This window comes from Pseudomonas sp. MWU13-2105, assembly GCF_023242315.1.
GTDB lineage: Bacteria > Pseudomonadota > Gammaproteobacteria > Pseudomonadales > Pseudomonadaceae > Aquipseudomonas.
Map to the genome: position 1 here is coordinate 568,284 of NZ_JALLIY010000001.1, position 11,117 is coordinate 579,400.

Genomic DNA, 11,117 nt, shown 5'->3' on the forward strand with positions numbered 1-11,117 from the left:
TCAAGGGCCTATTCGCGGCGGTGCGGCGATCCGACAAGCCCTGCTCCTACAGTCCAACGTCGTTCACTAACTTTGTATACGACACAAAAACTGTAGCAGCAGGGCTTGCCCGCGAAAGCATCGGTTCAAGCGATGCACCTCTTAAGAAATCGGCGTTCCGACAAGGCTTGCGCTGTCAGCAGGACTTCAGGGCGCCTCCACCGGCCGCAAGCGGTACTGCGGCGGCAACTGTTCGATGCCGCTGATGGTAGCGTTCAGACTCTTCCAGCGCCCATCCTTGATCCCGTAGATGCAGCCGTGGATCGACAGGCTCTGCCCACGATGCCAGGCGTTCTGCACAATGGTGGTATGACCGACGTTGGCCACCTGCTGGATCACGTTCAGCTCGCACAAGCGGTCGACCCGCTCTTCCTCAGTGGGCAACTGCGCCAGCACTTCACGGTGCTCGTAGTACAGGTCGCGAATCGAACGCAGCCAGCCATCGATCAGGCCCAGCTGGCGATCCTGCATCGAGGCCCGTACCCCGCCACAGCCGTAGTGGCCGGTGACCAGGATATGCTTGACCTTGAGCACATCCACCGCGTACTGGATCACCGACAGGCAATTGAGGTCGGTGTGCAGCACCACGTTGGCGACGTTACGGTGCACGAACAGATCACCCGGCAGCATGCCGACGATCTCGTTGGCCGGAACCCGTGCATCGGAGCAGCCGATCCAGAGGAACTCCGGGGTTTGCTGGCGAGCGAGCTTGGCGAAGAACTCCGGGTCTTCTTCCTTGATCGCAGCAGCCCAGCGCTCGTTGTTATCAATCAGATCCTGTAGTTCGTTCATGTTCTGCCGCCTCAAGATAGTCCGAAGCTATGACACCCGACCCCGGGTTGGGGTCACGTGGGAAATCTTCAGTCAACCAGCGTACACGCCATCACCACCGCGTCTTCACGTCCGCCCACCGCCGGGTAGTAATCGCGACGACGCCCGACTTCATTGAAACCATAGCGCTCATACAGGCGGAAGGCCGCACGATTGCTGTCGCGCACCTCGAGGAAACATTCCCGGGCCTCGGCCGCGTGGGCTCGCGACATCAGGTGTTCGAGCAGGCGCAAGCCCAGGCCACGGCCCTGGCTTTCCGGCTTGACCGTGATATTGAGCAGGTGCGCCTCATCGAGAATGATCTGCACCACGCCATGCCCGACCTGCTGGCTGCCTTCGAACATCAGCCAGATCTGATACTTGCCCAGGCCATCGAGGAAAATCCCGCGGGTCCAGGGATGGCTGAATGCCGCGTATTCGATCTTCAGGACCGCATCCAGGTCCGCCTCGGTCATCGGGCGAAAACTAACCGCATCACTCATCGTTACTTTTCCAGCGCGCCATCAGCCGGCGCATGGCTTGCCAGGTATCAGCCTTGCGCTGTGGCTCATCCATCAATAATTCCAGACCGGGCAGCGCCCAGGCCGAGCCCAGGCCTTCGACCTGCAGTTCACGGTTGTACGATTCGGCATTGGCCTCACCGGCAAAACGCACCGCCGGCAAGCCGATCAGCCACAGGCAGGCGCACTCGCCCTCTTCCCGACGGGCCTGGACAAAGCCCTGGACAAAGTCCCGCGCCGCATCCGGGCCCTGGTCGAGATTGCCACGCACCAGCAGCGGCCAGCGTACCGGCTCGCCGACGATCTGCGGGCTATCCGGCAGCCCAGCGGCACGCAGCATGTCCTTGAGCAACAGGTAGGCCGGATCACGGCTCTGGAACGCTTCGCCCGTGGGCAACTCCACCAGCACCAGGCAACGCCCGGCGCGCAACAATTGCAGGGCGAAACGCGGCGGCGGCACTTGAACCGCCTTGACCGGGGCCGGCGCCTCTTCGGCGACAACCGCAGGCTTGCTTTCGGCGCGTTGGATCGGCGAGGGCCGCGGCACTTCGATCTTCGCCCGCTCGGCGGGCCTGGCCACAGGCTCCGCGGCTGGGCGCGCTTCGGCCACGGCCGTCGGGGCCTCGACCAACGGCTCCAGCTCGACAAACAATTCCGGCCGCGACAGCGCGGCGAACGGCAGTTCGGCGCGGGGCAGCCAATGGACCACCTGCATGGCGGTCAGATAAGCGCGGCGGCGGGACTCGATAAGCAAAGGTCGGCCATCTGTGGATAAGTTGAAGCAGGGATTCTACCGCCCTTCGGCGAAGATCGCCCGCAGTTGATCGCAAGAACGCCAAGCCTCTGATCAGCTGGGGATAAATCGGACGCGGCATGCAGTACAATCGCTGCTTTTAATTTGCCAACCAGCCGGCCTCCCCCATGATCGAACCCAAGCGCGTCTTGCGCGCCCTCGCCGAGCACTGGGCCCTTCTGGAGCCTCTGTGCGAACACTTCGACCAAGGCACCCTGAGCCTCGGTGAACTGCGCCAGCAACTGGCTGCCCAGCAGTTGGACAGCACGCCCCAGGACATCACCAGCCTGCTGGACGTGTGGATTCGCCTCGACATCCTGGTGCCCGTGGCGAAAAGCCCGAACCGTTTCGAGCTCAACGCCCAGATCCACGACTTCCTCGCTTACCTGCGGCGCGAACACCGCCTGGGCCTGTGCCTGGAGATCGAAGCCTACCTGCGCCACCTCGAGCGCCTGGCCGGGTATATCCAGGACGCCTTCGACATCCGCGACGGCAACGACCTGGCGCGCCAGTTGCGCCTGCTCGACATGCGCGTGCGCGATGTCCTGAAAAAGCTCGCCAACGACGAACAGGCCCTGGTCGCCGTCGCCGAACGGGCCAAGACCAGCGACCGGCAGATCCCGTTGCGCCAGCGTTACGCCGAGGTCCTGGCGACCTGGGACGAATATGTCGAGCCGATGATCCAGCTGGTGAACGCCGACGGCGCCTTCGAACAGGGCGTGCGCAAGGTCGAGAACGTGCTGTTGCGCATGCTCAGCGAGCAGCAACGCCTCGGCCACCTGGTGGACGACGACATGCTGCTGCGCACCCACGCGCGGATCCTCGAAATGCAGACCAGCGCCCAGTTGACCCTGCGTCATGCCCGCGAACTGCTGCTGCCGCTGCGCGAAGAAGCGCGCCGGCACAACGCCGTGACCCGTGGCGCCGCCCTGGCCCTCTCGGTGATCCGTCGCAAAGGCCTGGACGCCGTGCCGCAAGCGGCGATGCCGATGTTCAGCCGGCCGCAAAGCACCTTTCTCGGCAGCTCCGGCCAGGTCGAGGCCTATGTCTACGCCCTGGCTCGCTTCGAAGCCAAGCCATCGCGTTTCCCCAAGGCACACAAGTCGTCCAAGGGCGGCGAGTCGCCACGCGCCCCGCGCACGGTCAAGGAAATGCTCGAACGCTGCAGCGACGCCCTGCCGATGCCGGACCTGATGAGCTGGCTGCTGGAGCAGGAGCCGGACGGCGCCACCGATGAACTGCTCTACTGGTTCTCGCGCCTGTCGCGGGAAAAACGTTTCCAGCGCGAGCGCCTCGAACGCCGCGACTACCACACCCAGGAGCACCAGGTCAGCCTGCGCTCCTTCGCCCTGCTCTCGCGTGTCGAAGAAGCCGGCGAGAATTCCGCGAGCACACCTCATGCATCTTGATCTTTCCGAACTGACCCAGCTGGCGCCGATCTTCCGCGAGCTGTTCAAGGGTTACCACGTCAGCCGCCGCGACCCGGAGCTGTACGCCCAACTGTCCAACTGCCAGGACCAGTACCGCACCCTGTTCAAGGCCCTGGGCTTCGAACTGGTCTGCGACACCCGTGGCTTCTACTACTTCGTCCCGGACAACGCCGCCGCCCAGGTCAACAAGACCGCCCAGCGCCTGGCGCTGTTTACCTTCATCCTGGTCGAGCACCTGGCCGACCAGGGCCGTGACCCGGTCGCCGTGCTCGACGGCGGCAGCCTCGGCCGCGACGAACTGCCGTCGCTGCTGGAGAAATACCGCGACCTGTTCGTCCAGGCCGAAGTCACCACCCAGGAGGAGCTGGAAGAGAAGATCATGCGCCGCATGACCCAGCTCGGCTTCGCCCTCGAGGAGCCCGGCCTGTTCCGCTTCCTGCCGCCGATGCACCGCTTTCTCGACGTCTGCCTGTCGGTCCAGCAGGACCGCGACATGGCCGCCAGCCTGCACAGCGTGCTGCCGTTGCCGACGCCGGTGCTGGTGGATGACGACAGCGACGAAAAACTGCTGGAAACCGATGACCCGCTGGACCTCAGCGAATTCGTCGAGGCCCCTGAAGAAAGTGAAGAAGACGCGCTGGCCCGGGCCATTGCCGCCGAGCAACAGGAGATGGACGCATGAGCCAGGAACGCTACGGTATTCGCCGCTTCGCCCTGCTGAACACCGCCGGCTACAGCCTCGGCCTGTTTCCCCTGGAACATCCGCTGTCGGTCTACGGCGCGAACAACCTGGGTAAATCGGCCTCGATCAACGCCTTGCAGTTCCCGATCCTGGCGCGCATGTCGGACATGAGCTTCGGCAAGTACAGCCTGGAACAGTCGCGGCGCTTCTATTTCGCCACCGACACCAGCTACATCCTCGTCGAAGTCGCCCTGCCCCACGGCCCGCATGTGATCGGCGTGGTCGGACGCGGCCCGGGCGGTGGTTTCGGCCACCAGTTCTTCGCCTACGCCGGACGCCTGGACCTGGCGCACTACCAGAAAGACGACACCTGCCTGCGCCAGAAGGAGCTGTTCAACAATCTGGAGCGCAACGGCCTCAAGGCCTACGAGCTCAAGCCCGATGAACTGCGCCGGCTGCTGGTCGGCGGTCACACCTCGATCCCCCTGGACCTGACGCTGATCCCGCTGCGCTCCACCAGCGAACAGAGCCTGAAGACCTTCCGCGCGCTGTTCATCAACCTGCTGCACATGCGCGAGATCACCGCCGCCAAGCTCAAGCAGCTGTTCCTCGATGCCTTCGAGCACAGCCTGCGTTCCGGCAGCGTCGACTATATCGCTGCCTGCGAGGAAGCCTTCCGCGATGTGCGGCGCATGGAGCAGGACTACAACGCCATGGTCGCCGCCGGGCCCCTGGTCGAGGCGCTGGCCGCGGGGGTGCGCCAGCGCGATGTGCTGCGCGGCAAGCTGCACCGGATCTCGCCACTGCTCGACTCGTTGCTCGGCACCTGGTCGGACTACGCCGGGGCGCGCAAGGAAGAGCTGCTGATCCAGTCCGAGCACTACCGCAATGAACAGGACGCCCTGCAGAACGACCAGCGCAGCAGCACCCAGGAGCTGATGCGCCTGGAACGGGAAATCAGCGACCTGCAACGTTGGCTCGGCGAGCTCTCGGTGCTCAAGAATCGCTTCGCCCTGGTCAACGATGTAAAGGTTCTGGAACAACAACTGCTGGCGGCCAAGGATGCCCACGACGAACTCGCCGGTGCCCTGGCCCAGTCCCGGCAATTCAGCGCCGAGGACCTGGAAGAGCGCCTGCGCGACCTGGAAAAACGCCTGAAGTCGGTGAAGCAGCAACTCGATCACGCCGACAACAACAGCTATGCACGGCTGCGCGAAGAGTTCTCGCAACAGGATGTCGAACGCCTGATGCGTCTGTTCAACAGCGCCCTGTTCAGCCTGCCGCTGGGCGAGCACGGCATTGCCCTGGATGAGGAAGGCCAGTGGGTCAAGTCCATGGAACTGATCCTCGACGGCTTCAAGGGCGAGCGTTTCGAAGTCCCGGGCCTGTCCATCGACCTGTCCCATATCGAGCCGCCGGCGTTGCAAGCCCTGGCCGATCGCGCCGCGCTGCGTGACCAGAAGGAGCGTCTGGACAAAGAGCTCAAGCAGTTGAAAACCCAGCAGGCCGTGGCCGCCGACCGCGCCGCGAGCAAGACCCAGACCGAAGCGCTGTACCAGCAGGTGCTGGATGCGCAGAAAGCCCTGGAAGATTTCCGCCGCGCCCAGACCTTGAGCGCCGAGGAAGGCGACAAGCTGGAACAACTGGCCCAGTTGGAAGCCGCGCAGGATGAACTGAAGCGCTCCAGCGATGCCTTCACCGAACGTGTCCAGCAGTTGTCGGCCAAGCTGCAACTGGTCGGTCGGCAGATCGGCGACATGGAAGCCAAGCAGCGCACCCTCGACGACGCCCTGCGCCGTCGCCAATTGCTGCCGGCCGACCTGCCGTTCGGCACGCCGTTCATGGATCCGATAGACGACTCCATGGACAACCTGCTACCGCTGCTCAACGACTACCAGGACAGCTGGCAGGGCCTGCAGCGGGCCGACGGGCAGATCGACGCGCTCTACGCCCAGGTGCGCCTCAAGGGCGTGGCCAAGTTCGACAGCGAGGACGACATCGAGCGCCGTCTGCAACTGCTGATCAACGCCTATGACCACCGTACCGACGAAGCCCTGACCCTGGGCAAGGCGCGCCGCGCGGCAGTGACCGATATCGCCCGGACCTTGCGCAATATCCGCAGCGACTACGACAGCCTGGAACACCAGCTGGCGCTGTTCAACCGCGAGATCAACAAGCGCCAGGTGTCCAACCTGCAAAGCTTCCGCATCGTGCTGGCGCCGAACAAGGAAGCCCTCAAGCACATCGACCAGATCATCCACAGTGCCGGCCAGTACGAGGAAGGCGAGACGCTGTCGGTATTCGACCTGAGCCAGAGTGCCGATCAGGACAACAAGAACGAAGAAGCCAAGGAATACCTGGCGCGGCTGGTGGCGGCGAACCACAACCAGCTGGGCCTGAAGGACCTGTTCGAGCTGGCGTTCGAGATCACCAAGGTCAACGGCCAGCCAGTGATCCACACCGATATCGATGGGGCGGCGTCCAACGGCACCACCATGACCATCAAGGCGCTGACCAACATGTACCTGTTGCTGCACCTGATGGACCGCGACCAGGCCGGGCGCGTGCGTCTGCCGTACTACCTCGACGAGGCCGCGGACATCGACGAACGCAACCAGGCGGCGCTGCTGGAGACCAGTCTGCAATTGGGCTTCGTGCCGATCCTGGCGAGCGTCAAGCCGCAGGTGTCGGCGCACGTGGCCATCGACCTGGAAGGCGGCAGCGGGCCGAACGGGATCTATATCGACGAAGCGGACTGGAAGTACATCCGCCGGCACGATGAGGTCCGGGCAAGGGTGCCGAGCGAAGCGGCGGAAGCGGAGCTGGACGAGGTCTGACTTCAGAAGCTGGAAAGCAAAAGGCCGCGATCATTGATCGCGGCCTTTTCATTTGGCGACTCAACCCACGGATGAACACCGATGTTTGTCGCGCCTGCACTCTTGTGGGAGCGGAGCTTGGCCGCGAAGGGGCCCTCAAGACCGCTAAAAGCTTCGCGGGCAAGCTCCGCTCCCACGCAAGCCCTACCCCCACACAAGCTCCACGCCCATACAAACTCTCTAGCCGCACAAGCTCTTGCTGCAGGCCTGGTGTCTACCCGCAATCTCCCGGCTATTTGCCGAGGCTGATCTTCGGCGCCCAGGTCAGCCATTCATCCTCGAACTTGTCGAACAGCGGGAAGGTCTGCAACGGCCGCGCCGCCACGCCCATGCGCTCGCCATCCGGCGTGGCAAAGGCAATCCCGCCCTGGATCAGGGTCTCCAGCGACTCGGTGCGCACCGTCGCGCCCTTGAACAGGCCGAAGTCGACACCAAAGCCGCTGGTGTTCCAGAACCGGCTGCCACTGCGTACCAACGGCGCATAACGCGGTTCGATCAGGATATGGATCAGCACCCGGTCGGCGGTGGCCCCCAGCTCATACCCGGTCACCTTGCCCACCGTCACCTCGCGGTAGGTCACCGGCACACCCTTCTTCAGCGAGCCCCGTCGCGCCGCGCTCAATGTCAGGCTCAAGCCGGCTTGTGGCACCGCCGCATCCGGCGGCTCCTTGAGCGCGACAAAATCCTTCTGCACCCCGAGCTTCTTCGTCGCCGGTTGTACTTCGAGATACTGCCCGGTGACCAGGGTTTCCAGGTTGGCGGTCTTGATCAGGCCCAGCTCCGGCTTCACCACCCAGAACTGGCTGCCGACCCGGGCGATACGCTCCGGCACCTCGGTAATCCGCGCCGAGAGCAGCACCGACTGCAGGTCATCGCTGAGGTCGACACTTTCGATCTTGCCCACGTCCAAGCCTTTGAAACGGATCGGCGTGCCACTGCGCAGGCCGTCGGCACGATCGACCCGAATGGTGATCAGCGTGCCTTGCTGCTGCGCCTCGTCATGGTTGGGGAACAGGCGGAAACGCGGAATGCGTTTCTGCAGCGGGGCTTTGTCCCGCGGGGTCTCGAAGGCGATACCACCGGCCATCAGGCTTTGCAGCGATTCGCTTTTCACCTGGATGCCAGCGGTGAGGCCACCGCTGAGGGTGATGCCACTGGCATTCCAGAAACGGCTCGAGGCGTTGACCAGGTTTTCATATTCCTTCTCGATATGGACGCCGATCACCACTTGCTGACGCGTGCGGGAAAACTGGTAGCTCTGTACCGAACCGACTTTCACCTGGCGGTAGAGCACCGGGCTGCCGACATCCAGGGAACCCAGGTTGTCGGTAAAGAGCACCATGTGCAGCCCCGGGGAGCGCAGATCCAGGGGCGGTGCCTTGGCCCGGGCCTCGAACTCGCGTTGCGGGTGACCGCCTTTGTCGCCAGGGCGAATGGCAATGTAGTTACCTTTGACCAGAGCCTCGATCCCGGTGATACCGGCCAGGGAAATCGACGGCTTGACCACCCAGAACTGGGTACCGCTCACCAGGTAGTCCTCAGCCAGCGGATCGAGGGTCAACTCGGCGTTGGCGCTGGACAGGTCGGGATCGATCTTCAGGGTTTTCAGGCTGCCGACCTGGATGCCTTTGTACATCACTGGCGTACGCCCGGCCTGCAACCCTTCGAAGTCGCTGAGTTTGACCTTGACCCGGATCCCGGCCTGGGCGGCGTCGAAGTCCTCATAGAGGCGGAACGGCAGGCTCGGATCGGTGGGCGGGCTGTCCTTGCGATTCTCCGGCGTGGCGAAGGCGATACCGCCGGCGACGATGCTGGCCAGGGACTCGCTGCGCACCTTCACCCCGGACAGGTTGGCATCGATGCTGATGCCGCTGGCGTTCCAGAAACGCGTGTGCTTGCGCACCAGGTTGGCGTAGGTCGGTTCGATAAAGACCTTGAGCTCGACCATGTTCTGGTCCGCCGACAGCGCATAGCTCTTGATCTGGCCGACCTGGATCTGCTTGTAGAACACCGGGCTGCCACGGTTCAGGGAACCCAGGCGATCGGCCTTGATGGTGATGTGCAGGCCCGGCTTGAGGTCCGATAACGGCGGTTCCTGGTTCAACGCCTTGAACCTGCGCTCCGGCTCGCCATCGCCGGGGCTGACCGCGATGTAGTTGCCGGACACCAGGGTGTCCAGGCCGGTAATCCCCGCCAGGGTCACGCTTGGCTTGACCAGCCAGAAGCGGGTATTGGTGCGCAGGGACGATTCGACGTCCTTGTTCATCTCGATGTTGGCGACGACCCCCTTGCTGGAGCCTTCGACATCCAGGCTCAAGCCCTTGACCTTGCCGATGGGCATGCCCTTGTAGACAACCTCGGTCTTGTTGGCCTGGATGCCCTCGCCACTTTCAAAGCGCACCTGGATTTCGATACCGGTCTGGTTGTAGGCCCGCCAGCCGAGCCAACCGCCGATAACCAGGGCTATCAGCGGCAGGACCCAGATAGCCGACCAGTTCGAGGCCGGACGGGTTTTGGCTTTTGGCAAATCACTCATGGTCGTCGTCCGACTCCGTGTTGTCCCAGATGAGTCGGGGATCGAAAGTTACTGCGGCAAGCATCGTCAAGATCACCACGCTGGCAAAGGCTATTGCGCCGAGATTGGCTTCGACGCTGGCAATTCTGCCAAAGTTCACCACCGCCACCAGGATGGCGATCACGAAGATATCCAGCATTGACCAGCGGCCAATGAACTCGATGAAGCGGTACATGATAATCCGCTGCCGGGCCGACAGCGGCTGGTGGCGCTGCACCGAGAACAATAACAGGGCGATGCCCACCAGTTTGAACGTCGGTACCAGGATACTGGCGACAAAAACCACGGCCGCGATGGGAAACATGCCGTGCTGCACCAGGGTAATGACACCGGACATGATGGTACTGGGATCACCCTTGCCCAGGGAACTGACGGTCATGATCGGCAACATATTGGCCGGGATATAGAGAATCGCCGAGGTCAGCAGCAGCGCCCAGGTACGTATCAGGCTGTTCGGACGCCGTGGGTGCACAGCCGCACCGCAGCGCGTACAGACCTGCTCGTCGCTGTCGGCTTCCTGCCGGTTCAACTCATGGCATTCCGTGCAGATCAGAATGCCCGCATCAATCGCCCGCATGTTCATCCTCTCCCGATAAGGCCTGCCAGATCTGGTGGGGCGACATGACCACCTCCAGCAGCACTTGGACCAGCAGCAACGCGACAAAGCAGGCCAGGCCCAAGCCGAGGCTCAGTTCCGCCAGGTCGGCGAGTTTGACAATCGCCACCAGCACCCCCATGAGATAGACCTCGAGCATGCCCCAATCGCGCAGGTGGTGGTAAATGCGGTATAGCAACAAGCCATAGCTGCGTCCGACATCCCAGCGAATGCTCAACAGCACGGCCAACTGGCAGAGCAGCTTGAGCAGGGGTATGCCCATGCTGCACAGGAACACCACCACGGCGACGCCGGACATGCCGGTATGGTACAGGCCCAGGACACCGCTCCAGACCGTGTCGGCGGAAGTCCGCCCCAGAAGATTGAGCTGCATGATGGGTAAGAAGTTCGCCGGGATGTACAACAGGAGCGCGGCGAGCACCAGCGCCAGGCTGCGTTCGATGACATTGTGCCGATGGGCGTAGAGCTCGTAGCCGCAGCGTGGGCATTGGGCTTTTTCGCCGAGGCCGAGCTGGGGCTTGCGCATCAGCAGGTCGCATTCGTGGCAGGCCACCAACGTGTCCAGGGGGAGTTCCGATACCGTTGAAGTGTCAACCGGATCCGGCATAAATGGGCTCAGATTCTGTAAAAGACGGTGCCTATTCTAGTGTTCCGGCTCGAAAATAACCTTGTCAATTTGTCAGGAAAGGGTCGGTATCCTCGTATGGGAGCCGGCTTGGCGGCTTGGCGGCGATGGCGGCGGAACAGTCTCTACAGCAGGCCGGGCCTGCCACCA

At 63.2% G+C, this 11,117-nt stretch carries 9 protein-coding genes; 3 read left to right on the forward strand and 6 right to left on the reverse strand.

Annotated elements, in window-relative coordinates:
* Positions 1 to 186: 186 nt before the first annotated feature.
* From can to M5B96_RS02680, 3 genes are all read right to left on the reverse strand, one after another.
* Complete coding sequence (can, locus tag M5B96_RS02670; RefSeq protein WP_248794943.1) at positions 187 to 831, reverse strand: carbonate dehydratase; 645 nt, start codon at positions 829 to 831, stop codon at positions 187 to 189.
* A gap of 68 nt (positions 832 to 899) precedes the next feature.
* On the reverse strand, positions 900 to 1,352 hold the full coding sequence (gene rimI, locus M5B96_RS02675) for a ribosomal protein S18-alanine N-acetyltransferase (RefSeq protein WP_100942348.1): 453 nt from the start codon (positions 1,350 to 1,352) through the stop codon (positions 900 to 902).
* Positions 1,345 to 2,124: an energy transducer TonB gene (locus M5B96_RS02680; RefSeq protein WP_248794944.1), complete on the reverse strand. Its 780-nt coding sequence runs from the start codon at positions 2,122 to 2,124 to the stop codon at positions 1,345 to 1,347. The genes rimI and M5B96_RS02680 overlap by 8 nt, the downstream gene beginning before the upstream one ends.
* A gap of 167 nt (positions 2,125 to 2,291) precedes the next feature.
* Between M5B96_RS02680 and mksB the strand changes: the two genes are divergently transcribed.
* From mksB to mksF, 3 genes are read left to right on the forward strand one after another with little or no spacing between them, the layout of a single operon-like run.
* The gene (gene mksB / locus M5B96_RS02685; RefSeq protein WP_248794945.1) at positions 2,292 to 3,572 is read left to right on the forward strand and encodes an Mks condensin complex protein MksB; all 1,281 of its coding nucleotides are present in this window, start codon (positions 2,292 to 2,294) and stop codon (positions 3,570 to 3,572) included.
* On the forward strand, positions 3,562 to 4,275 hold the full coding sequence (mksE, locus tag M5B96_RS02690) for an Mks condensin complex protein MksE (RefSeq protein WP_248794946.1): 714 nt from the start codon (positions 3,562 to 3,564) through the stop codon (positions 4,273 to 4,275). Before mksB ends, mksE begins: the two co-directional genes overlap by 11 nt.
* On the forward strand, positions 4,272 to 7,112 hold the full coding sequence (gene mksF, locus M5B96_RS02695; protein ID WP_248794947.1) for an Mks condensin complex protein MksF: 2,841 nt from the start codon (positions 4,272 to 4,274) through the stop codon (positions 7,110 to 7,112). The genes mksE and mksF overlap by 4 nt, the downstream gene beginning before the upstream one ends.
* 271 nt (positions 7,113 to 7,383) lie before the next feature.
* Here mksF and M5B96_RS02700 read toward each other — a convergent pair whose 3' ends face one another.
* From M5B96_RS02700 to M5B96_RS02710, 3 genes are read right to left on the reverse strand one after another with little or no spacing between them, the layout of a single operon-like run.
* Positions 7,384 to 9,687, reverse strand: a complete 2,304-nt coding sequence (locus M5B96_RS02700; RefSeq protein ID WP_248794948.1) for a PqiB family protein — start codon at positions 9,685 to 9,687, stop codon at positions 7,384 to 7,386.
* Positions 9,680 to 10,303 carry a paraquat-inducible protein A gene (locus M5B96_RS02705; protein WP_248794949.1) on the reverse strand — a complete coding sequence of 208 codons (624 nt, stop codon included), beginning with the start codon at positions 10,301 to 10,303 and terminating at the stop codon, positions 9,680 to 9,682. The genes M5B96_RS02700 and M5B96_RS02705 overlap by 8 nt, the downstream gene beginning before the upstream one ends.
* Entirely contained in the window at positions 10,290 to 10,949 is a 660-nt protein-coding gene (locus M5B96_RS02710) for a paraquat-inducible protein A (protein WP_248794950.1), read from the reverse strand. The genes M5B96_RS02705 and M5B96_RS02710 overlap by 14 nt, the downstream gene beginning before the upstream one ends.
* Positions 10,950 to 11,117: the final 168 nt, after the last annotated feature.

Coding starts and splice junctions, on each gene's coding strand:
- M5B96_RS02710 (WP_248794950.1), bottom strand. CDS start 10,949: ATGCCGGATCCGGTTGACACTTCAACGGTATCGGAACTCCCCCTGGAC.
- rimI (WP_100942348.1), bottom strand. CDS start 1,352: ATGAGTGATGCGGTTAGTTTTCGCCCGATGACCGAGGCGGACCTGGAT.
- mksF (WP_248794947.1), top strand. CDS start 4,272: ATGAGCCAGGAACGCTACGGTATTCGCCGCTTCGCCCTGCTGAACACC.
- M5B96_RS02705 (WP_248794949.1), bottom strand. CDS start 10,303: ATGCGGGCGATTGATGCGGGCATTCTGATCTGCACGGAATGCCATGAG.
- can (WP_248794943.1), bottom strand. CDS start 831: ATGAACGAACTACAGGATCTGATTGATAACAACGAGCGCTGGGCTGCT.
- mksE (WP_248794946.1), top strand. CDS start 3,562: ATGCATCTTGATCTTTCCGAACTGACCCAGCTGGCGCCGATCTTCCGC.
- M5B96_RS02700 (WP_248794948.1), bottom strand. CDS start 9,687: ATGAGTGATTTGCCAAAAGCCAAAACCCGTCCGGCCTCGAACTGGTCG.
- mksB (WP_248794945.1), top strand. CDS start 2,292: ATGATCGAACCCAAGCGCGTCTTGCGCGCCCTCGCCGAGCACTGGGCC.